This window comes from Psychrobacter sp. AOP31-B2-9, from assembly GCF_052378005.1.
In the GTDB taxonomy this organism is placed as follows: Bacteria; Pseudomonadota; Gammaproteobacteria; order Pseudomonadales; family Moraxellaceae; genus Psychrobacter.
The window spans coordinates 1-24,311 of the sequence record NZ_JBQSXG010000004.1 but is presented as its reverse complement, the minus strand read 5'-3'; the positions used below and the strand labels follow the sequence as shown (position 1 = coordinate 24,311).

At 40.1% G+C, this 24,311-nt stretch carries 17 protein-coding genes and 1 pseudogene; 9 read left to right on the top strand and 9 right to left on the bottom strand.

Annotated features, from left to right (window positions below):
- Window positions 1–43 precede the first annotated feature (43 nt).
- The 3 genes from minC to minE all read left to right on the top strand — a co-directional run bounded on the left by minC (window position 44) and on the right by minE (window position 2,296).
- On the top strand, window positions 44–868 hold the full coding sequence (gene minC, locus ACT3SX_RS01020; protein ID WP_192518538.1) for a septum site-determining protein MinC: 825 nt from the start codon (window positions 44–46) through the stop codon (window positions 866–868).
- A gap of 322 nt (window positions 869–1,190) precedes the next feature.
- Window positions 1,191–2,003, top strand: coding sequence for a septum site-determining protein MinD (gene minD, locus ACT3SX_RS01015; protein WP_192518539.1), 813 nt, complete (start codon window positions 1,191–1,193; stop codon window positions 2,001–2,003).
- Between the two features lie 2 nt (window positions 2,004–2,005).
- Window positions 2,006–2,296, top strand: coding sequence for a cell division topological specificity factor MinE (minE, locus tag ACT3SX_RS01010; protein WP_192518540.1), 291 nt, complete (start codon window positions 2,006–2,008; stop codon window positions 2,294–2,296).
- 120 nt (window positions 2,297–2,416) lie between these two features.
- On the opposite strand, the gene ACT3SX_RS01005 is transcribed toward minE, so the two are convergent.
- The 9 genes and pseudogenes from ACT3SX_RS01005 to pilG form a co-directional block, all read right to left on the bottom strand.
- Window positions 2,417–2,944, bottom strand: coding sequence for a cytochrome b (locus ACT3SX_RS01005; protein WP_192518541.1), 528 nt, complete (start codon window positions 2,942–2,944; stop codon window positions 2,417–2,419).
- A gap of 135 nt (window positions 2,945–3,079) precedes the next feature.
- Entirely contained in the window at window positions 3,080–3,571 is a 492-nt protein-coding gene (locus tag ACT3SX_RS01000) for a hypothetical protein (RefSeq protein ID WP_192518542.1), read from the bottom strand.
- A 17-nt stretch (window positions 3,572–3,588) separates the two neighbouring features.
- Window positions 3,589–4,593, bottom strand: a complete 1,005-nt coding sequence (locus tag ACT3SX_RS00995) for a chemotaxis protein CheB (protein WP_192991842.1) — start codon at window positions 4,591–4,593, stop codon at window positions 3,589–3,591.
- Window positions 4,583–11,512, bottom strand: a complete 6,930-nt coding sequence (locus tag ACT3SX_RS00990; protein ID WP_192991843.1) for an Hpt domain-containing protein — start codon at window positions 11,510–11,512, stop codon at window positions 4,583–4,585. Before ACT3SX_RS00990 ends, ACT3SX_RS00995 begins: the two co-directional genes overlap by 11 nt.
- Window positions 11,513–11,542: 30 nt before the next feature.
- Window positions 11,543–12,514 carry a CheR family methyltransferase gene (locus tag ACT3SX_RS00985; RefSeq protein WP_318779512.1) on the bottom strand — a complete coding sequence of 324 codons (972 nt, stop codon included), beginning with the start codon at window positions 12,512–12,514 and terminating at the stop codon, window positions 11,543–11,545.
- Between the two features lie 134 nt (window positions 12,515–12,648).
- A pseudogene (locus ACT3SX_RS00980) lies at window positions 12,649–13,701 on the bottom strand (methyl-accepting chemotaxis protein); the annotation flags it as partial.
- 519 nt (window positions 13,702–14,220) lie between these two features.
- A complete protein-coding gene (locus tag ACT3SX_RS00975) occupies window positions 14,221–14,751 on the bottom strand; it encodes a chemotaxis protein CheW (RefSeq protein ID WP_192518546.1) in 531 nt (176 codons plus the stop codon).
- A gap of 3 nt (window positions 14,752–14,754) precedes the next feature.
- Window positions 14,755–15,117, bottom strand: a complete 363-nt coding sequence (locus tag ACT3SX_RS00970) for a response regulator (RefSeq protein WP_192518547.1) — start codon at window positions 15,115–15,117, stop codon at window positions 14,755–14,757.
- A 276-nt stretch (window positions 15,118–15,393) separates the two neighbouring features.
- Window positions 15,394–15,771 (bottom strand): twitching motility response regulator PilG, encoded by a 378-nt coding sequence (gene pilG / locus ACT3SX_RS00965; protein ID WP_192518548.1) that lies wholly within the window; start codon window positions 15,769–15,771, stop codon window positions 15,394–15,396.
- A gap of 683 nt (window positions 15,772–16,454) precedes the next feature.
- Here pilG and ACT3SX_RS00960 point away from each other — a divergent pair.
- The 6 genes from ACT3SX_RS00960 (at window position 16,455) to ACT3SX_RS00935 (ending at window position 24,030) form a co-directional block, all read left to right on the top strand.
- Window positions 16,455–17,750, top strand: coding sequence for an efflux RND transporter periplasmic adaptor subunit (locus ACT3SX_RS00960; RefSeq protein WP_192518549.1), 1,296 nt, complete (start codon window positions 16,455–16,457; stop codon window positions 17,748–17,750).
- A 235-nt stretch (window positions 17,751–17,985) separates the two neighbouring features.
- Window positions 17,986–18,708 carry a response regulator transcription factor gene (locus tag ACT3SX_RS00955; RefSeq protein WP_192518550.1) on the top strand — a complete coding sequence of 241 codons (723 nt, stop codon included), beginning with the start codon at window positions 17,986–17,988 and terminating at the stop codon, window positions 18,706–18,708.
- 103 nt (window positions 18,709–18,811) lie between these two features.
- The gene (locus ACT3SX_RS00950; protein ID WP_442069488.1) at window positions 18,812–20,899 is read left to right on the top strand and encodes an ATP-binding protein; all 2,088 of its coding nucleotides are present in this window, start codon (window positions 18,812–18,814) and stop codon (window positions 20,897–20,899) included.
- Between the two features lie 435 nt (window positions 20,900–21,334).
- A complete protein-coding gene (locus ACT3SX_RS00945) occupies window positions 21,335–22,105 on the top strand; it encodes a methionine ABC transporter ATP-binding protein (protein WP_192518552.1) in 771 nt (256 codons plus the stop codon).
- Window positions 22,106–22,126: 21 nt separating this feature from the next.
- Window positions 22,127–22,813, top strand: coding sequence for a methionine ABC transporter permease (locus ACT3SX_RS00940; protein WP_192518553.1), 687 nt, complete (start codon window positions 22,127–22,129; stop codon window positions 22,811–22,813).
- 242 nt (window positions 22,814–23,055) lie between these two features.
- Window positions 23,056–24,030, top strand: a complete 975-nt coding sequence (locus ACT3SX_RS00935; protein ID WP_225739084.1) for a MetQ/NlpA family ABC transporter substrate-binding protein — start codon at window positions 23,056–23,058, stop codon at window positions 24,028–24,030.
- The last annotated feature ends 281 nt before the right edge of the window (window positions 24,031–24,311 follow it).

Genomic DNA, 24,311 nt, shown 5'->3' with positions numbered 1-24,311 from the left:
CACCGTGAACACAGCGACAGAATTACTTCTTGAGGATGTATATATGACAGTTTCAGATAACGATGACCAAACCTCGAATGCCGCACCAGCATTAGCTTTTTATGGAAAAATGCTAACTTTTTCACGTTTACAGTTCAATACAAATGATCTCAGCACGATTGAAGCACAGCTGAATGAGACTTTTAGTAATAAATCTAGCAACATACCTATTCTCATTGATAGCGAGATAGAGCAAGATTTATCAGCATTGGTAGCGTTGTTATGGTCGTATGGTCTTCAACCCATCGGTGTGGTAACCAGCACAATGGACTCACAGGCACGTGATCTGCACTTGGCAATATTTCCAGCCGACGGCAAACGCATTGAGCGTATCGTATCCACTAAAAAATCCGTTACGCAAAATAGCAAAGTCTCAGAAGATAGCGATACAAACGCTACTACTGACGACCAAACCACTATAATCAACGAGTCACCTACTGAGACAACGATATCTGAAGTCTCAACAGAGTCTCTAGTAAGTGACGAGCAGATGAGCAGTATGATTTATGATCAAATGCTACGTTCAGGACAAAGCCTCAACCACGTTGGTGGCGATCTGATTTTGACCAATAGCGTCAACAGTGGTGCTGAAGCAATCACTGATAACAGTCTGCATGTTTATGGTCGCGCTCAAGGTCGCTTGGTTGCAGGTGCTACCGGTGATAAAGATGCACGGATTTTTTGCCAGGTTTTCAACCCTTCATTAGTATCGGTTGCAGGGACCTATTGCCTACGAGACAATTTACCTCCGCATGTTGTGGACAAGGCTGTACAGGTCAGATTTGTAGAAGGCGAAGGATTGGTATTTACCGTGATAAATGAAGCATAAGCCGAAAAACTTTAAATAACATAGCAAGTTTATTTAACAAAACTGTTCTATGATGAATCATTGTTTATGACAATATTTATACTTTTCATGAGCATTTATTTTATTATTCATCATAGACAGTATTGACTAACAAATTTTAGGTAGCAAAGCCTTATAGCTTATATAGAAGTTGTTTGCTTGCTTTAATACAGACTCGCTATAAATTTTTGTTTATTTATGCTAGGCTAGCTTCGCAGGGAGTACATATATATAATATTATGAATAATATACAATTGTGCTCTTTTACAAAAGATATCCCATTGATTCATAGGAGTGTGCCATTGTGGCGAAGATAGTTGTAATCACTTCAGGTAAAGGTGGTGTGGGCAAAACCACAACAAGCGCCTCTTTTGCTGCTGGTTTAGCATTGCGTGGCTATAAAACAGTCGTTATCGATTTTGATGTAGGTCTACGTAATCTAGACTTGATCATGGGTTGTGAAAATCGAATTGTTTACGATTTTGTTGATGTTATTAACGGTAACGCGCGCTTGTCGCAAGCACTGGTTAAAGACAAACAGCTTGAAAACCTATACATATTACCTGCTAGCCAAACACGTGATAAAGATGCCTTAACAGATGAAGGTGTAACAGAAGTTATGGATGAGCTGTCTAAGCAGTTTGACTATATTATCTGTGACTCACCTGCTGGTATCGAACGTGGTGCGCAGTTAGCGATGTATCATGCTGATGAAGCGATTATCGTCACTAACCCTGAAATTTCTTCAGTGCGTGACTCGGATCGTATTATTGGTATTTTACAAAGCCAAACTAAAAAAGTTAAAGAGAATCAAGGCTCTGTACGTGAGCATTTGGTTATCACTCGTTATAATCCTGAGCGTGCAGCCGCTAATGAGATGATGGATATCGATACGATTTCTAACGACATCCTAAAAGTGCCTTTACTGGGAGTTATCCCTGAAAGCCATGCAGTACTTGAAGCTTCTAACCATGGTGAGCCAGTTATTCACTATACCGACTCTGTTGCCGGTCAATGTTATGATGACATTGTCGCCCGATTCTTAGGTGAAGAACGTCCACTACGTCATCTTGACGTGAAGAAAAAGAGTTTATTACAGCGCTGGTTTGGGGGTTAATAATGAGTAAGAAAAAAGGATTCTGGAGTAGCCTATTCGGCACTGACGACAGTAGTAGTAAAGGTAGCGCTAATTTAGCCACTGAACGTCTTAAAGTAATTGTTGCTAGCGAAAATCGCCTAAACAACCGCTTAACTGTTGATCGTATCGAAAAAATGAAACGTGAAATTTTAGAAGTCGTTAATAAATATGTCAACGGTGTACAGATTGATGATGTTAATATCAATCATCGCTCTGAAGACAGTTTGGATGTGCTAGAGATGAATATCAGTTTGCCTGAGCATAAAAAATAAAGTCGTAGTAATTGACTTAAATTATTATAAATTATCCTAAAAAAGCCCTAAGTAATTATACTTAGGGCTTTTTTTAGGATATATCATGATATTTTACAAGAATAAATTTTTGAAAGTACACTATTTCATACGTGCCATTAAATTGTCTTTTTTGACAAACTGATGATACAAGGCTGCACTGATATGAACAAACGTGAATGCCAGAATGGCTTGCCAAATAACATCCGTATGTAGATTATTATAGAATCTTGCCAAACTTCTATCAGGTGTGACAAACACAGGGATTTGAAACAAACCAAAAACATCAACAGGTCGGCCACCATAGACAGACATCAATAGACCGACCATTGGCATTGCTATCAACAAGGCATATAATCCAAAATGAGATAAATGAGACAATAATAATTGCCATTTAGGCATCGATATAGAGGGTGGCGCTTTAGTAACGACACGGTTAATTACCCGCGCTATCATCCAGAATAATAAACTCACACCAAAAGATTTATGCAATCCAATATAAAGGCTGTTATCAAAATTATTGTTCAAAAACATCATTGCCCAGGTGATCAATAATAAAAGTGCACTGATCCAGTGAAAAATACGGCTACTTACTGACCATTTTGATACGTTTGAATTCGTATTGCTCATACTCTACCTTGTTACCTTCATCGCTGGTTATTTACCATTAAAAATATATAAAAGACATCTACTTATTTAGCGACTAAAGACCATTAAGATGATTGAATCATTTACTTAATAATAAATATTTATATAAAAATTAGGCTATAGATCTACTAACTGATGCGCAATCTTATCCAAATCTGGTACCAAATAAGCGGTATCACCTATCATAACAGTTTGAAAAAGGTAGGATAGCACAACATTTTCATTAAAGGCTATCGCTGCTTCATCAATATTTGTGTCCTTAAATTGTTCGGGCATCTCAATGTCTTTGACCTCTGAAATACGAACTTGTAATTGGCGTAACTCACCTGCTGTTTGTAACGCTAAGCGATGTTCTGTAGTATTACCTTCTAAAACAATCATTTTCTCTGCTGTCATATCTTGTGCCAGTAAAGAAAATACAGCCACTTCCTGCTGCTGCCAAGTATAAGTTGAAGTGCGTTCGTTATAATCATCCACACTCAAAACTAAGCTGCTTGGAATTACCCAGTCAGGCTGGTCAAATGCCGGAATAATAGTAACATCCAACGTGCCGTTGGTCGTGGTCAACAAACTAACTGCTTCAAACGAATGTTTCAAAATTTGTTTCATACATCACTCACAATAAGTTAATGTGAAGAGGCTGCATTTGCCTTTTCACCAATATAATCTGTCAGTTTCTGTGCTAAAGCCGTTGGACTACCAATAAAACTACAATATCCTGAATCAATGATAGCCTGAGGCTGACTCGGACAGGCACTTACACTAGGATCCTGCGCCCACAATTGACTATTATTATCTTGAATGAGGTCCAAATATTGAGAGCCATCATTACCCATACCTGAAAATATAATATTAATAAGCTCACTACCATAAACATCGCTGGTATTTTTGAGAATCTGACCAATCGCGGGCTTATACTCGCCTTCCCAAGCTTGTTCTAAAAGAATAACTCGGCCTGTCGAGTCACACACAATTTGCTTATCAATAGGCGCAATAAGACACTTACCTGCTCGTAGCCGTTGCGACGATGTAATGACCTGACAATGCCAATCATTATGACGGTTGAGTATGCGTGGTAAGGTATCAATCATGGTTCTGTTAAAATGATGCGCCAATAAGATACAAACAGGCAGCTTGACTGATAAATTATCCAAAAACTCTTTGATCGCGCTAGGACCACCCATAGAAGCACCTAAAAACACCACATAATCCCAGTCTGTATCAATCTTATTGGGTTTGTGAACAGGCGTATCTATCAGCACTGGTAATTCAAGCATATGCGCAAGCTTACGCTTTAGCTTACGCTGCCATTTAGCATATTGTGTGGCTTCATTAAGATATGGTGCCTGACTAAAACCTACCAATACGGTTGCTGGTTTAGAAACAGTGGTTGCAGTCACAATACTTTCATCAAAGTCACTATCTATTAGCCATATATCAATAACTAAATCCGAGAGCACAGGTTTTTCTTGCAACTGCTCCCGTGACATACAGCCAACAAGGGTAAAGCCACAACTACGGACAGTATCAGAAAAGGCCATACGCTGATGATGCTCTTCTGCAACGACCATCACCTTGATATCAGCTTTGTCTTTATCCTTCAGTGCTAAAACACCTATATTATCCTTCATGAGTTAGACTGACCTTTTGACCCAGTATCTGTTGGATCTTACTAAGCAGCGCTTGTTCTTGGAAAGGCTTACCCATGTAATCATTCACTCCAATCTCTAGTGCACGCTGACGATGCTTTTCACCAGTACGTGATGTAATCATGATAATTGGGATATGCTGTAAGCGCTTATTGTATCTAACTTGGGTGGCGACCTCGAAACCATCCATACGTGGCATCTCAATATCTAGCAACATCACGTCGGGTATCATGTCTTGTAATATTTCAATAGCATCAACACCATCTTTCGCAACTGCCACGTTGAATCCTTGACGTTCTAAGAAGCGTGATGTCACTTTACGTACAGTAACCGAGTCATCAACCACTAAGACAGTAGGCTTAGACTCTAGGCTATTTTGTTTCACATCCTTAGTTTGCGGTATGTTTTTGACCATCTGTGCATTACGCATCAATGCAATCAGATCTAAGATCGGCATCACAGAGCCATCACCCATGATGGTCGCTGCAGAAATACCTAGTAGGTGCGATAACTGTTGTCCCAAAGGTTTTACAACCACTTCAATACGTGATCCTGCAATTTGATCAACTTGTAGGGCAATATTTTGTCCGGTACGGTTTTTAATGATGATGAGCGGTAAGCTTGTATTGGTGCTAACAACTAACTCATTTAGCTTATTACCTGACAGGATCTCATTTAAATAACGCACCCGATAATCAACATCTTCAAACGTCAACGTTGCATCACCTGACTGATAATAATCGTATAGCTTTTCTGGATTAATACGAACCACACGCTCAATCTGAACCAACGGTATCGCATAGTAACGATCTGCAGCACGAACGACCAAAGCATCAGATACGGCGACAGTCAAAGGTAAGCGCACAGTAAAGCGTGACCCTTTACCTAGCTCCGAGACCACTGATACTGAGCCGCCTAATTGACGAATCTCACTGATCACCACGTCCATGCCTACGCCGCGTCCAGAAATCTGTGTCACTTGTTTGCTGGTCGTCAATCCTGCATTAAAGATATATTGCATAATATCAAGGTCTGTGAGACTTCTATCATCTGCATCAATAAGGCCTTGAGAGATCGCTTTGGCACGAACAGCTTCTACATCAATTCCTCGACCATCATCTGATAACTGAATGACAATCTCACTACCCTCGCGATTGATTTCGAGAGTAATATGTCCACTACGTTCTTTACCTGCTTTTAGACGTGTTGAAGTATTTTCGATACCATGATCGACAGCATTACGAAGCATATGCTCAAGTGGAGATGTCATACGCTCTAGAATGGTTCTATCCATCTCGTCTTCAGCGTTGATAATCGTTAACTCAACAGACTTGTTCAATTCATTAGCAGTCTGGCGTACGATACGTTCAAGGCGCGGAGTCAAACGCGTAAACGGTACCATACGTGAGTGCATCAGACCATCTTGCAACTCAGTTTGCGTGCGTGATAGTTGCAATAAAAGACTTTCACTATCACGAGTCTTTTCTAATAGTGTTTGATTAATATCGATCAAATCCGATGCTGACTCTGTCAAAGATTTTGATAGCTGGTTCAAAGAGGAGTATTGATCCATTTCTAGAGGGTCAAAACCTTCATTCTGAATAAGTTCGTCATCTATTTGAGACAAGATTTGCGCTTCAAGCTCAATTTCCATTCGGCGTAACTGATCAGCCAGTCGCTGTACTGTCGTACCCATCTCTTCGAGGCTGTTAGTCAAACTACTCATGCCCATATCGATATGAGCACGGTTAATGGCGGACTCACCAGACAAGTTGATCATATGCTCAACTAAGCCCCCTGAAATACGAATCATCTCGCTATTACCAACACTCCGATCTTCTTCATTCGTATTGATAAGCATAGATGGTATTTCACTGATATCTTCTGCCAGATATTGTGAATCCTGCTTCTCTCTAGCAATCAAGAGTGTTTCACGTTGTGCTTTTAGAGATTCTTTAGGTACTTGCTTTAAGCTGTCAGGGTTTTTACTAAATTGCTGCAATGCTTCAATTAGTAATGCCGGCGTTGGCGGATTGACTTGTTGTCTAAGCACAGAAACTGCATCAGCTAACCAATCATGACTGGCAACCAGTAACTCTAATACTTTTTTAGTAGTCGGACGGCGGTTATCAACAAAGTCTTTATAAACCGATTCCATCTCATGCGCCAGATCTGCGATACCAGTAGCAGAAACCATTCGCGCACCACCTTTGATGGTATGCAGGTCACGCTGTAATGCTTGTAGTGCTGTTTTATTTCCTGTGTTTTCTAAGAATAGTTGTAGATACTTATTACGATTAGTAAGCTCTTCTGCTTCTTCTAAGAATACCGCTAATATATCAGGGTCTGGTAAACCATTAGCCCATGACTGCTTAATCATGCGATCCAGGCTTAAGCCATCTAATACTTCATCGCTACTGTTGTTCGTATTTTGGTCAACAGTGTTTTGTACCTCAGGTTCAAAATGATTTTTGGGTACAGGGACGGTCAGCTCTACCGCTTCTGGCAGGCTTTGTGCTTTTAAAAGCTGTTGTAACTGCTCAATGAGTTCTGAGGCAAAAAAAGATTTTTTATAACTCACAATATGCATCACTTGCAATGACATTGTGTCTTGCACTATCTGCATAATATCGAGCCACTGAGTGGTTGGTATTCGTCTGTTTTCTACAAAGGCTTCATAGACACTTTCAGCTTCGTGGGTCAGATCACCAATACTACGGATACCTGCCATCCGTGCGCCGCCTTTGATAGTATGCAAATGACGTTGCAACACTTTCAGTGCGTTAACATTACTAATATCCGAACGCCATTTATTGAAACTTTCGTCTAATGCAGCATCAAGCTCCTGCGCCTCTTCTAAAAAGATCTCTAAGAGTTCCGCATCAGTATCAATAGACTCAAGTTGCAACTCGGGTGCTGAGATGGCTCGAACCACAAAATCATCTTCAACTTCACGACTGTTATCTGCTTGACAAATACTCTGCAAGTCAGCAAGAACCTGTTGATCGATTTTTAATGATGTACTACCTGCCAATGCATCGAATAAGCCAACTAACTGAGCATGACCAGTATGCAAGATTGCTTGGTTATCTGCATCTCTTGCTTTTTCAGGATTGTCATTTAAGTAACCATAAGCGTTACCTAACGCATTGAGAATGGAAGTGAATTTTGGAAATTCTTGCGCTTTCTTAGCTAAATATTTTATTTGTGATAGTTGCTGCTCTATATATCCCTCAATATCAGCTATTTCAGCTTGATTAAGCGCATCATCCAGTTCCCATTGAGCATCCAATAATTCATCAATATTATTATCTAAGAGCTTCGCTATCGTTGGTTTATTATCAGATAGGACTTTAGTATCAGAAGCGATATCTTGCTCATCAAGCATCGCTTGCAATGATGCTATCTCTTGATCTTGTTGGTTTGGTATATCTTCTGCTAAGATATGTTTCGATTGAACATTTTTCTTATAGCTATTTAGATAACTATAAATCAGTGTAGATGACTTGGCTAAGGCCTCTAAGTGCTGAGCGTTCATAGCCTTATCTTGCTGTTGTAATAACTCTAAACTGTGCTCTATAGTCGCACTCACTTCACTAATGGCAGCAAGAGCTCTAGAGCCAGAAGAACCTCTTAAAGTATGAAAAGCACGGACAATATCATCCGTTACTTCAACATGAGATTCACCTTGATGTTCATCGACGAATTGGTCAACTTTTTGCAATAATCCCTCTGCTTCATCGATAAATATCTCACAAAATACTTTTTCTTCATCGCTTTGAGGTGCCAAAACAATAGAAGCCTCTGCAATCATTTCATTCACAGAATTGATTGTTTCCAGCGTAGCATCTATCCTTTCTTCGCCATTATTTTGGTTAAGGTTGTCCTCTTCTAAATCAGACGGTAACAATGATTCCTGCGTGGTTTTGGCAGCAGATGTATTTGACAATGTGTCATTATGATATAAATCAGAGTAACTGAAGTCATCACCATGCTGTTTACTATAAGCATTTGCACAGGCAATCCAGAGCGGTAACATACTAGGGTAATCTTGACGATTATTTTCGAATACTAGCAACATCGAAGGATAGGCTGCTAATACATCTCCAACCAGCTTTCTCATATCTACTGAGGCAGCGATACTATTATCCAAGATGCGATTAAGCATGTTTTCTATCGCCCAAGCCAACTCAGCAGTGTAGTTAGCACCTACCATACGGCCCGAACCTTTTAAGGTATGAAAACCGCGGCGGATATCTGCCAATCCACTTAAATCAGTTATTGACAGGCACCAGTTTTCATATAAAGGTAAGATTTCAACCAATACTTCATTGGCCTCTTCTATAAATATCTCTTTAATATCTGGATCTGCATCATTAGCATCAGCAGCCAACTGTTCTGGGGTCTGCATAAATGGTACGAGTACCGATGGAATCTCGATATCAGACAGTGATGCGCTCATATCTCTACTGTCACTGTCATCATTTATTTTTTGAGATTCATCAGTCGTGTCATTATCAGTTACTAACTCAGTATCATGAACTGTTACGCTTGCTTCTTCTTTTAAGCTACTTTCTGATGCAGAATCGACTGACTCAGGTTCAGGTAGACCTAACCCGCTATTAATTGGTTGCTGCGTCATTAAGTTATGGCTTTTTAGCATAATAATAGCAGGATCAAAGCTTGGTACTTGTTCCGCTTCAAAATCTGTGACCAATACTGGTAAAATTTTTGCCGTTTCCATTACTAGGCTGACGACATTATCGGTTACAGGTAATGTCTTATCTAACAAACGATTAAGCAGGTTTTCGATTGACCACGCCATCTCACTGATACTGAAGGCGCCAACCATACGGCCTGAACCTTTTAAGGTATGGAAACCTCTACGCACTTCGGTAAGTGGTGTAAGATCTTGCGCATCTTGCTCCCAAATGGGTAGGAAGTCCTCCAGATCAGTGATTACCTCTCCCGCCTCCTCAATAAAGATATCCCTGATATCTGCATCCATCTCAAACTCATCAGGCTTAACTTGCTCTCTTACTGCTGCTAACGCCTCACTCTCTATGTTATCAACTGCCGTGTCCTCTAGCTGTTGCGTCATCTCATCATCTTCATTAGAGTCAGTCACAGCTTCATCTTGAATATTCTGTTCACTAGCAGGGGCAATTTCACCACTATCATCGTAACGCAGTACATTGGTTGCCGCTGGTTTTTGAGTAAGAAAAGTATCATTGACCGTATCTGGTGCTGCAATATAATCATTAAGCAGCTGCGTCGCTTTGGCTGTATATTCATTTGCCTGAGTGAGTAGCTTTTGATCAAAGACTTGCTGCGCAAGGTAATCAAGTAACAACTCAATAGAGGTCAACCCTTCAGCCACTGCCTGTGTTACATCCCAACTAAGCGCCTCAATCTCATGATCCACCAATTGTGTAAATATATTAGACAGCGTGTTAATGGTTTCACGTACCTCTGGCACACCCATATCAGAAAAAGCGTCACCAATACTAGAAAAATGGGTAGCAGTAGGCAATAAATGGCTGTCTTGACGCTGTACATAATCATTGAAGCTTTGCTTGACGTCTTCTACTGCAGTACGCAGCTCACGCAAATCACTATTAGCAGTGCTCGTAACCTGATAACTGTCAGACGGTGTATCAGTATTATTAAGCGTGTCAGGCAATGTGACAAAGGAAGCTGCATCTCCTATCTTAAGAGATATTGTCTGTTCAGTATTATAAATGGCGTTATATAACTCTTGCAGCTGCCGCTCAATTTGCCACTTGCCTTGTGTAAAGCCATTCTCTGATGAGAGTACATCCTCGATATTAGTAAGAATTGACTCCACTTGTCCCACATAATATATCCAACCTCGACGCTCAAGCTGACGTTGAATTTTTTGTAAGTGGTTTAGCAGTGTGTCTGGCTTATCCAAGTTAAAGATAAGCATTTCCAGTTCACTAAGTATTCGCGGTAAAAAACGTGGTGCTGTACCTGTATTTTGCAATAAGTTATTTAGTATAGACTGAGTGGTTTCGTTACTTTGTGCAAGACTACTTAATTCAAAGTAGACTCTAATAATTAGATTTCTGATAGCGGTTACTGACAGTTCAGCTTGCTCAACACGAGACTCTATCACTTGTTCCAACTGACTTAGCACTGGTGCATAATGCTCAGGTAACGGGGTATCGTTATCAGCAAGATCGTTTAACCACAAGTCGGTTAAATACCAAAGTCGTTGTACGTCTTCGTCTTGAGCAGTTTGCCATAAATACTGGCTAACGCATCCTAGTACTGTTAATACAGAAGATTGGTTCGTATTGGCCACCAACAGCTCTCGTACTTGCTGTCGCCAAACCAATAATAACTGTTGATAATGATGATGAGCCAAAGGTGTAGTAATGTTACTGACTGGAACCATTACGTCTATACTATCGATAACATTATCATCGACGGCATTATTATTTGAACCCTCATGCTGATGTCTACCCACAAGGCTTACCGATGGCTCTATGACGACCCCTAGCGCTGACAATGCTTGATCAAGATCATTAGCAGCGTTATTAATTAACATCGTATTGTAGCTACTGGTACGCAAGTATTGATTCAGCTCACACTGTAGCAATCTATGCGCAAACTGACCGATACGGCGGTTGCTGACAGAAATACCATCATGATCACTTGCTTCTACCAGTGAACTCAACTTATTGGCAAGATCGGCTAACAAAGGAAGACGAATCATAGTCAGCGCACCGCTAACCTGATGATAAGACTGCACCATCTGCTCACTATCAGTGTTGCCGTTATCTAACTGCCAGCCATTAAATACCTGTGATAACTGCTGATTAAACAGTGGTAACAACCACTCAAGCGTCACTATGTCATTGGGCTGGTTTTTCATAGGGTTATCCTAACTCGTCTAAGCACTAATTTAGGCATTGATTTTCTGCCACACATTAACCTGTGGGTGCGCAATACGGCGCATATTTGAAGGACGCCAAAATAGCGCCTCACCTGGAGCCAATATAATGTACCCACCTAACACGCACTGCTCTGATAGCCTCGCTAAAATGTCACGCTGATCAAACTTGCGAAAATAGATCAACATATTTTGGCAAATTATGATCTGCTGAAGGTGCGAGGTAGGTGGGGTTTTTTCCATAATATTATGTAAAGCGAAACTAACGTTTTGTTGCAAACTTGGTGCTATCTGCCAGTGTGCTTGATGACTTGTTGTCGCTTCATTAGTTGTGGCCGAATCACAAACATTCGGCTTTCTAATCACACTATTCTCATACAATGGTTGAACAAACTGCTGATAACTAGGAGGTATCAATAACTTTTGTCTATTATTATAGTACCCTAGTTCTGCATTTATAATAGCTTGTTGGCTAACATCAGTACCTAGTATTACGTGATTTTTCAATTGCTGTGCAGCTAAACTCATAGCCAATGACCATACTTCTTCACCACTTGCACAACCAACACTCCAAATTCGAAACAACTCATCAGAAGTATTGACAACACCACTATTACCGCCTGATGCAATCCTTAATCGCTGATTGTCTAATGCACATTTTTTGACAAATTCTATAGAAGGCATATAACGGAAAAATCGACTTTCATGAATCAATACGTTATCTAATAGCTGTTGACGCATCTCATTATTTTTTGGTAGCTGATTCCATAGTTTTTTAGCAGTCAACCCATAGGATAATGCAGTATTATCAATCGCATTGATCAACCATTTCCGCTGAACATTGGGTAGCACAAAACCGATCTCTTGCTCTATGTATCGTTGCCACTGCTGCACATCAAGACTATCGTCTTGCGACGATGCATTAACTAGTGTTGGCTTGATACTCTCAGTAACATTGCCACCCATTTGAATAAATTTATCCACGTCACCTGCTATAGTTACTGCTACAAAATCACTATTCGCACAGCATTTTAATTAACATATGAATATGAAGTATGATAAGTCCTCTAACACTCACTTAATGCTAGAGCCTATCATTGCACATCTACTTATAATGTTTATTCTGTATCTGATGTTTCGCCATCTAACGACTCATCATCATCTGATATTTTAAAGCCAGTCACAGACTCTTGAAGCGCTGCTGCCATTTCACTCAACTCACCAATAGAACGTGCAGTTGCCATCGTACCAGATGAAGTTTGCGACGTAATATCTTGAATGATATTCATCGTGTGAGAAATATGGCCTGCAGACTCAGCTTGTTGTAAAGCCGCATTTGAGATGTTTTGAATCAAGTCAGCCAGCGTATTAGAAACGCTCTGTACTTCTTCTAGTGCTTCACCAGCATCTTTAGCTAATCGAGCACCACGTACAACTTCAGAAGTCGTTGATTCCATTGACACAACTGCTTCATTAGTATCTGCCTGAATGGTTTTTACCAATGTTTCAATCTGTTTGGTTGCATTGGCTGAACGTTCAGCAAGACGTTGAACCTCATCAGCAACAACCGCAAAGCCTCGACCTGCTTCACCAGCCATCGATGCCTGAATAGCAGCGTTTAATGCCAAAACGTTAGTCTGGTCAGCAATGTCATTAATCAAACTAACGATATCACCAATCTCTTGCGAAGACTCACCAAGACGTTTGATACGTTTTGATGTCTCTTGAATCTGATCACGAATAACGTTCATACCTTCAATAGAACGCTGTACAACATCTGCGCCGTTATAAGCAATAGCAACTGAACGCTGAGCAACTGTCGCAGATTCCGAAGCGTTATTTGACACTTGGTCAATTGATATCGTCATTTCATTAATAGCGGCTGATACACCAGCAATTTCTTGTGCCTGATGCTCAGATGCCTCAGCAAGCTCAACCGCATTCATCTGCGTCTGATCTGAAGACTGCGAAACACGGTCAGCGGTATTGTTAATAACCAGTACCAATTGGCGCAATTGGTCAATCGCAAAGTTCACTGAGTCAGCAATAGCACCAGTAAAATCTTCTGATACAGTTGCATTAACGGTCAAATCACCTTCTGCTAAATCGCCTAATTCATCAAGTAAGCGCAAAATAGCTATCTGGTTACGTTCGTTCTCTTCTTGAATTTGACGTGCTCGTTCAGACTCTGTTTCTGCTTCTTGACGACGACGCAACGTTTCTTTTTCAATAAGTAATCGTTCTGATCCACCGCGCTGTTTCAGTAGCTGATACGACGCAAATAAGATTCCTAATACACCTATCACAAATACAACTACTGGCAAGACAACAGACTGATTAAAATCAGGGAAATATTGACTCACTGATGATAAGGAGCTGCCCAACCAAATCAAACAAGCCACACTTATCGAAGCAAAAAGTACTAATAATAATTTCCACTCACTATTAGCATCTTTGCTAAGTGCTGCTGTATTAAGCGTACCAGCTGCAGGGTTTTTTATAACATCACTCATCGTGCGTATTCCTTTCAAACAATCATCAAAGTCTGATCTTGATTGACTTTGACAATCTTATTGTTATAAAAACAACAGTGATTAACAAAGCCTGTGTGAATGTTGACATCCAACCGTATTCTGTCATTCGCTACTATGTCATCATAGCGCTAACAGCCAGATATCTGTTATTAATAACTATACTGCAGCATCAGTATACTGCTTGTCTTGTGCGAGTAAACTTGGCATGAAAACATACCAGTCTTGCTCATCTTTAAAAAACTTACCATGATTATAAGGGGCAAAGGGCGAGTTAGGCTCAATTGCCTCTGCCCTGTATTGGTCATGTGTAAACTGCTCAATACCAATAACATGATCTACTACCAGACCCGAAAAAAGATTGTCATGATCGATGACAATAACTTTGCGTTGGCTCATTTGCGTCAAACGACTAGGGACCTGCAGAAACTTGGATAAATCTGTTATGGGCAGTAGCCGTCCACGAATATTGGCGATACCTAGCATCCAAGGCTTTACTAAAGGCAAGCTAGTATACTCTGGCATGGCTAATACTTCTGATATCTGACCCATTGGTGCAACTAAGCGTTGTCCACCAATTTCAAACACCACACCTTGCCAGTCATACTCTTGTCCACCGCGGCGACCACTTTTGCGCGCACGTGCTAAATCTGCTAGACGCAGAAGCTCAATAAACCCTCTGGAAGCCACAAGCTACTCCGTTACTTTGCGAATGATATCAACCAAGCTATTCTCTTCAACCGGTTTGTTCATATATTCTTTAGCGCCTTGGCGCTTGCCCCAAACTCTATCTGTTTCCTGGTTTTTGGTACTGATCATAATCACAGGGATATGAGCAGTGGTTTTACCACGAGTAATTTTTCTCGTGGCTTGAAAACCATTCATTTCTGGCATAACCACATCCATCAAGATGACATCTGGCAGGTGATCGGCAGCCATTTGACAACCTTGCTCACCATTTGTCGCTTCTAAAATTTGAAAGCTATGTCGAGCAAGCATATCGCGAAACTTCGCCATCTCAGATGGTGAGTCGTCAATGACCAAAACAGTAGTCATAGAAATTTCCTTTATTTTCGAATAATACCCAAAAGGATATGTTGTTATATTATTGATACAACCCGAGTAAAATCATTTACCAAAAATAGTAGTATTCATTTCTCAACAGTTGTTATTGAATATTGAGCAATTATTGTAAATTGTCACTCATATTAGGTTTTTAAATCTATCAACCCAGCCTCAAAAAATTGCAAAAATCATACCAACTAAAATCGTATATCCAGATTTTCACTTACAAAGGTACATATTCCATGGCTATTATTAGCAATTTTTGTACTAACGGTATTGATTGATTGCCTCAAACAGCTCGTCTTTGCTGAATGGTTTCGTTAAATATTCGTCAGAACCAACAATACGACCACGCGCTTTATCAAATAAGCCATCTTTAGATGACAACATAATTACTGGTTTGTTTGCATAGTCAGGATTGTTTTTTATCAATGCACAAGTCTGATAACCATCTAAACGTGGCATCATAATATCAACAAAAATAATATCTGGGTTGTTATCAACAATCTTTGCTAAAGCATCAAAGCCGTCAATAGCAGTCACTACTTCGCAACCAGCTTTTTGTAGCAGTGTTTCCGCAGTACGGCGAATGGTTTTTGAGTCATCAATTACCATCACTTTCAAACCATCAAAATCATTTTCCATTATCATTGTCCTATAAACGACTATTTATTCGTAATACTATCTATCAACACAAGACGTCAACGTGTCATACCATTTATTATTGGATTGATACGAGCCGCTAATTTTGTGTTGCCATGTGTTATGACAGTGAACCTACCATCTGTCAACATTTACCTATTAAACATGCTATCAGCATAGGTTACTATACGCACTTTTTTATTAATAAGCTTACAAAATCGTTCCTAATTTTTAGCTTTTTGAACAGACAGTTTTGTCTGACTTTAACGGTTAAAAATCCGGATTGTTTTGATTTCACCAAAAGCACGTCCCTACTGACCATGATAATTGCTATCTGAGCATAGAAAGTTCAAATCAGAATAATCATCAACTTCATGATATTTCTACATTATATAGAAACGATAAAAATATTGCTGAATAATCTTATATTGTAATAAATATGTATCAAACTTTCTCTATACTAAAGTTGTTTTTAGCACAATTATCGGCCCGTTTCCAGTCATAATCGAATCAATATTCAAACTGACTGGTAATATAAAAGTGTATCTGAAACGCTATTACTGTTATTTTTGATACTTATTTATTTTAATTGCCATATATTCATAAGTCTAGATAAGTGTTTAATGATCATTTCACCTCTATACAATTCACTATATAATAAAATAATGATTACTAAGGTGAGTGTTATGACAGCTTCCAGAATATTGAAAACCAGTAGCTACTTATCAGGCGTTTTGCTGCTTATTGCCTGTCAGCCGCCTCTACCTGTTGATGAGAATACTGCCGACGAAGACAGTACAGTAGTAGATGCGCCAGTGGTCATCACCAATGATAGCGTAACCATCACACCTGACCATATTTTAAGCATAAAATCCTCACGTTACCAGCCCAGTCTTGGCTTACAAGGTAAGATCAAACCTATAAGACAAACCACATTCATCACAGCATACCCAATCAACGTAGAAAAAGTATTAGTTACTAAAGGTCAATGGGTAGAAAAAGGTACGCCGTTACTCATTGTTCGACGTCTAAACACAGAAGCACAAACAGCGAACTTACCCAATACATCAGAAGAGTCTGCCTCACAATCAGATAACTCTGAACAAGAGACTCCCATTCAGCATACCGAGTTGACTAGCGATACAGCTAATATCAAACCAAAAAATACTGAAAGTACCGATGCAAACGTGACACGTGCAGAGACTACGACAAATAATAGTGACACAACCGAAAAGAGTAACCCCGTTGATACAGAAAGCCCGGCAACAGCGAACTCAGCGATAGAAGTAGATAATGCCGACATCAACGCTCATGATAAGCAAATAAATAGTAATAACAGCCCAAAACGCTCACAAAATCAGTACGGCTTAACGACTGTTTATGCTAGTTTTTCAGGGCGCGTAGAAGACCTATATGCCAAAGTAAATCAAACGCTAAAGGCTCGAACGCCGCTGCTAACGTTTAACGATGAAACTCATTTATACTTTACATCAATCCTACCAGTCCAAGCTGAACCGCAGCTTTCAGTAGGCCAGACGGTCAATTTCACTGTTGAAAATATGTCAGAAAAATTTACTGGACAAATCAGTAAACTAACCATAACCAGTCAACCAAAAAAACTCTTAGTTAATGTAGATGTGATTGATAACGAAGTAGGTAGTGATAAGTTATCATCTAATATGAAAGCAACAGGACGAGTTAATTATGGTCAAATAGATGTAGGTACTACTGTGCCTAAGCGTGCCCTGCACGATGTTGACTTGACAGAATTACAAACGCCACCATATAAACCACTTATGCCATTAACTGCTAATGTTTGGATTATTGGACAAGATCAACGATTGCAGCAACAGCCTATTGAAGTGGTCGAGTATAATCCTGATACCAACCAATATTTGATTGCAGGCATTAGTAATGACAGTTTGATTTGTCTGGCTGACTTACCGGTGAGCTCAAATGGCAAGATAGTCAAGGTTTCATAGTCTTCAACACAGACTGTTACATTGTATAGAAACATTAACAAAGTCTATCTTGTTTTGTAACAGCTTAATTAGGCAATATAGCCATATGTCATAGAGCATTATATTTTTTTCAATCTTAGAGGCTTAACGGTTTGCATCCTTGAACATTTAAACATCATTGATGTATTGATCATAAGTAATACATGACAGCACGTTAGACTTTTTACGAACCATAACAACAACTAGAGGACAACCCATGAGTAAGCAAATTTTATTGATTGAAGACGATCCTGATTTAGCCGAGTTGATCAGTGACTACCTAACGATGAATTATTACGATGTACATCATGCAGGTCTTGGTCAAGAAGGACTTGACTTATTAGACACTAAAGAACGCGATATAGACTTGGTTGTCCTTGATTTGATGCTACCTGATATGGATGGTATGCAGGTGTGTCAAAAAATTCGTGGTAATAAGAATAACATGACCAATAAAATCCCAATTATCATGCTAACAGCGAAAGGAGATACGACAGATCGCGTATTAGGTCTTGAGATGGGTGCTGATGATTATATCGCTAAACCTTTCGAGCCACGTGAACTACTAGCACGTATTCGTGCAGTGATTCGTCGCCACGAGCAACCCAATCAAGCAGACAGTCAGTCAGACAGTTTAACTTTCGGTCGTTTAAGTGTGTTCCCTGATAGTCATGAAGTAACCATCGATGACGAGCCTGTACGTTTGACAACGCATCAATTTCAATTACTGCATTACTTTGCTACTCACTCTGGTAAAGTACTAAATCGCGAGCAGCTTTGGCAAGCCATGCCAAATGATGATAGCTCAGACAACATCGATCGTGCTATTGACGTCCATATTTCAAGACTACGAGCTTTGATTGAAGACAATCCACGCCAACCAAAACGCATTATTACAGTACGCGGTGTTGGTTATCAATTTGCCACCGATCAAGTTTGATCATCGTAAAAAACAGCTAACCAATCGAAAAACAACCATGCTATTTGATTTGTAGGTCAAATAGCATGGGTCGATATAAGCGTCTAATAATAGAGATGGTTTAATGCAGCAATTGGGTTTTCGTTCCGTATTTGCCAAGTTATTTGCCAGCGTCATGCTAGCACTTACGCTATTTGCAGTCGCTATGGTGCTATTAGCGCAGCTTGTGCATGACAAAGATGCAAGTATTCGCTCAGAAGTATTAGCCACACAAATTTTGGGACAAATAGACCCATTTTTGCATGAGCTCAATAACTCTGTTAGCCGAGACAATCGCTTACAGTCCCGCTTCATGCTGGCAGTGGTCAAAAAAAGCTTTGATATTTTTGATGAGTCATTGCAAGCCAAGATGGGCTTATATGACAGCCAAGGTCGCTTGTTGATGCAAACAGATAACAGTGATTTACCACTAGAGCTGCCACCTCCTCCTTCTTTGTTATCACGTGCTTTTCCCTCATTTGCAGAAAAAGCTCCTACTCAACAAGCTCAAGTTTATAGCAGCACTGGCTATACCCTGTTATATGAATCACGCTTACCTCCAAAAAAACCCGTACTCTCTTCTGCACTGAATTTGTTCACTGGTACATTACTACTGCTATTCATCATGGCGGGCGTATTATGGTGGATTGCTCGTACCATTACTTGGCGCATCAATCAAATGAGCCAGCAAATGACACAATTGGGTGATGGTGACTTTACGGTACGAGTTAATGTTAGTGGTAATGATGAAATCACTTCATTGGCATGTGGATTCAATCAAGCCGCCCAAAAAATCGAACAGCTCATCGATGCCAATAATTTACTACTAGCACATGCCTCTCATGAGCTACGTACGCCCATTACTCGTATTCGCTTACAGATCGAAATGATGGATATGCTCACTAATGCTTTACCATCTGACACAAAAGCAAAATTTGATAAGCGGGCTCAGGCAGTCAATCGTGACTTATCAGGACTTAACGATTTGGTAGAGAGCATCCTATTAGTCAGCCGTATGGATGCAGGTCACGCTTTACAACAAGTTGAACGTTTAGACTTATACGACCTAGTCAATCAAGAGCGCCAACACTATCCTGAAGCTACGTTAATTGGTGAGCATGTTACTATTGATGGGCAAGCAGCGATGCTGACTCACTTAATTCGTAATCTATTGACCAATGCAATGCTGCATGGCAAACCACCTGTAACGGTATTATTGTACGGTGTGCAGATGATTGATGAGGCTGGCATCATTCCTGATTATCTGTTACAAACAGTGCTTTGTGATGGCTTCATTGATTGTAATGGTGTGGATTTTGAATCTTATGATAAGCCACTTGATACTAATGACGGCAGTGTACAAAATACTGTGCCGCTAAATAATACATCAACCACTAGTGACAACGGCAACACTGAAACAACAGATTCGATCGCTACACTACCCGCACCACTTATTTATAAAAATGGTGAAACTATTGTTGCCGATACTGATACCGATGCCGCAGATCATGAGGCTGAGGTAGCGTTATTAGGCAGTCGCACTAACAAGGATACATCTGAGACAAACGCTACTAAAAATTTAGCCACTCATGAAAACACATCGAGTACTATTAATGAACCTTTATTGAGCGCTAATTATCATCGCTTTACCAATGAATTGACTGCTAAGATTAAAAAATCTATTTGGAAGGCTGTTCCTGATACTCAAGATAGCTCAACAAACAAAAACGTTAAAAACAAAAAATCTGATGAAGCAATTATTGAGTCAACCGTTAACAGTAATAGCCCTAAAAATAGTACGAATACACAAGACGACTCTAAAAACAATGCTCCCAACACTACTGAGGCTTTAAACACTCCGCGTAAAGAAGGCTTATTTGCCAAACACATGAAAAAAGCCAAAGCAGAACCTGTACATCCCCTACCAAAATATGCAGTTTTGTCAGTCATTGATGAAGGTACAGGTATTCCGGAAGACAAACGTGAAGAAGTATTCAGTCCATTTGTGCGTTTACAGCAAAAAAATAAAGGCTCTGGTCTTGGTCTATCTTTGGTATCACAAATTGTTACTGCCCATCAAGGACGCATCCTCACCGATACCTTGAATGGTCATACTAGATTTTTAGTTATCATACCCGTTAAGCATGACCCAAATTACCAACAGAACGATTAAGGTGTATCTCCCATTCACTCGATAGTCATCTAAATGGGCTAAAAATAGCTAAACCTTGCCAAACATCGTCAAATAACTGGTCAATATCCAGATACCATTTTCGCTATTTTGCTTGTTTGACGATCATTTTTATCACTATTTTTGAAATGAACGCTTTGGCCAATCACGCTATTACCTTGATAGCATGTGTTACCCACTGGCAGAATCTTAGCTTCAGTGTTCAACGATCCTCAATACTATTATGACTGGCTAATAGCTACTGTTCATAAGCCTGTCACGGATGCGCATATCCAAAGTGCCTAATAATATGCTATATTAACGCCCCTTATTATAGGGTTGTTAACAGTTGTTTTTTTAATTGGCTTCTTAAGTAGCAAGTAGAAGCAAAACAACACGTTCATGACTATTAAAAAATTATTAAATTTTGAGCCCTCCATGAATGACATGATTGTCTTAAACGATGTGACCAAAAGCTTTTTAAGCGACCGATCAATCAAGGACAAAAACGGCAAACCACATTGGTTTACTGCTGTCGAGCCAACGTCACTGTCTATCCAACAAGGTGAAATATTTGGCCTAATGGGCTACTCTGGTGCCGGAAAGTCCACCTTATTGCGTCTGATTAATATGCTCGAACGTCCAGATTCAGGTCAAGTCATCATCGATGGTACCGACTTAACGACTTTGTCTGCCAGTGAGCTACGTATCGCTCGTCACAATATCGGTATGATATTTCAGCAATTTAATCTCATGTCTAACCAGACTGTATTTGACAACGTAGCATTTAACTTAAAAATTTCTGGTTATCCAAGTCGTGATATTCATAAACGTGTGATGGAATGCCTAGCGATTGTAGACTTAACCGACCGTGCTGGCCACTATCCTGCTCAGCTATCAGGTGGACAAAAGCAACGTGTTGGTATTGCCCGTGCCATTGCGCCAAGTCCAAAAGTACTACTAGCCGATGAGCCCACCAGTGCGCTTGATCCTGCAACGACCCGCAGCTTACTGACTTGCTTACGTGATATCAATGAGAAGCTTGGTGTGACCATTGTCATCGTAACCCATGAGATGAGTGTCATTCGTAGACTCTGTGATCGCGCAGCATTACTGCATCAAGGGAAACTATTGGAAGTGGCAAACGTAACAGAAGGTCTGATTGAAGCAACCACCACAATTGGCCAAGGCTTAGTGCACGAAGACTAATGAGAGGCAGGAGAAATAAATATGTTAACTGATAGTGGATTATCCGCCTCTATAGACAAACTGTTGGCTCTGCGCAAAGAAATTATCGATGCCTTTATCGATACCTTTATTATGCTTGGTATATCCACAGCAGTAGCCATAATTATTGGTGGGCTGTTTGGGGTATTCTTGTTTTTATCCAGTGATCGACAGTTTTTGCAAAATAAGACACTATATGGTGTGCTAGGTGGCATTACCAACTTTATGCGTGCTTTCCCATTTGTCATTTTAATGATTGCCATGAGTCCTTTTACAAAAGCGATTGTAGGCACAGGCATCGGCCCTATAGCTGCATCGCTGGTATTGGCCATTGCTGGTTCGTTTTATTTTGCCCGTTTGGTCGAGCAAAACTTACGTGAGGTACCACGCGGTATTATCGAAGCCACCGAATCTATGGGAGCCCGTCCTTTTACTATCATTAAAGTCCTACTTAATGAAGCTCGCTCAGGACTGGTGCTGTCAGTGACGATTCTTTGCATCAGCCTACTCTCTTACTCAGCAGCGGCTGGTATGATTGGTGGTGGTGGTTTGGGTGATTTGGCCATTCGCTACGGCTATTATCGTTATCAAACTGAAGTAATGATATTTATCGTGATTGTCCTTTCAATCATGGTGATTTCTATTCAAGCCACTGGTAACTGGTTGGCTACTCGTTTGGATAAACGCTAAAACCTTTATCCAAAAATAGAATAGTGTCAGAGTAAGGGCCATCTGAGCTAATGCTAATATGAATAATATTCAAGGTTTGATGCCAATTTATCCTAAGCAAAAAGCTTGACTTTGTTACTGAGACCCTTTAATTTTGTTACTAACTTAACAGCCGTTAACTCAGCAGCATTACTATTGATAATGTTGCTTTTTTAATGGTCGCTATTTAACCTTTTACATCATACCTTTATTAAGGAAATTCAATGAAATTAACAGATATCAGCCGTCAGTTGGCCACAGCATTTGCGGCAGTTGGCGTATCAAGTCTAGTCTTAGTTGGCTGTAGTAATTCATCAGCGCCAGAAGCGAGTCAAGAAGCGGTAACCGAAGGTTCAACAGCAGAAACTGCGGCAAATGACATCGATCCTGATCATACAAAAATCATTATCGGTACGACCGAAGGTGATTTTGCTGACATGGTACGTAACCAAGTAAAAGGCTCGCTTGAAGCACAAGGCTACGAAGTTGAGCTGATTCCATTTACTGATTACGTACGCCCTAACTTGGCATTGGCTGAAGGTGACTTGGACATCAACATCTTCCAACATAAGCCTTATCTTGATAACTTCAAAGCAGAAAACAATCTTGATTTGGTCGAAGTCTTCCAAGTACCAACCGCACCACTTGGTATCTACTCAGGTAAAAAGACCTCTTTTGATGACGCTTATAAAGGCATGAGTGTCTCTGCACCAAACGATCCAAGTAACTTTGCGCGCGCTTTGGTTATGATGGATGATCTTGGTTGGATTAAACTAAAAGATGATATCGATCCACTAACAGCTTCAAAATCTGACATCGCTGATAACAGCAAATACGATATCGATATCATTGAACTAGAAGCCGCTCAGTTACCACGCGCCCGTGACGAAGTAGACTTTGCCGTCATCAACGGTAACTATGCAACAGATGCTGGCATCGATCTGACCGAAGCGCTGTTCCAAGAACCTAGTTTTGCTTATGTCAACTGGTCTGCTATTAAATCTGCTGATACTGGCAAAAAATGGGTCGAGGACGTTACCAACGCTTATAACTCAGAAGCCTTTAAAAAATATGCTCATGAGACTTTCCCAGGTTATAAATATCCAAAAATTTGGGGTGCTGACGACAGTGCACATGCTGAAGGTGATGAACACGAGCACGAGCACGAACATGCAGAAACAGACGCAGCTGCCCAGTAAGTAAGCACGTATTTAGATGATAAAAAATAGCTATTTTAAATAGACAAATCATCTTTACGCTTAAATAAAAAAAGCCCATTACTTAAAATAATGGGCTTTTTTTGGTCTGATTTTTAAGGAGAATGACGTTACAGCCTGTTAGTCCTTTGTAGGAAACCGTCACTCGCTCTTTTACTTCGTGCTGATTTTTTTTATAGTAGATACGCTTAATAACAAACTATGGTGGTGTATCAAAAAGTATGCTGGAGTAATAAAAGAAGGGTGACAGCCGAAGCAAGATG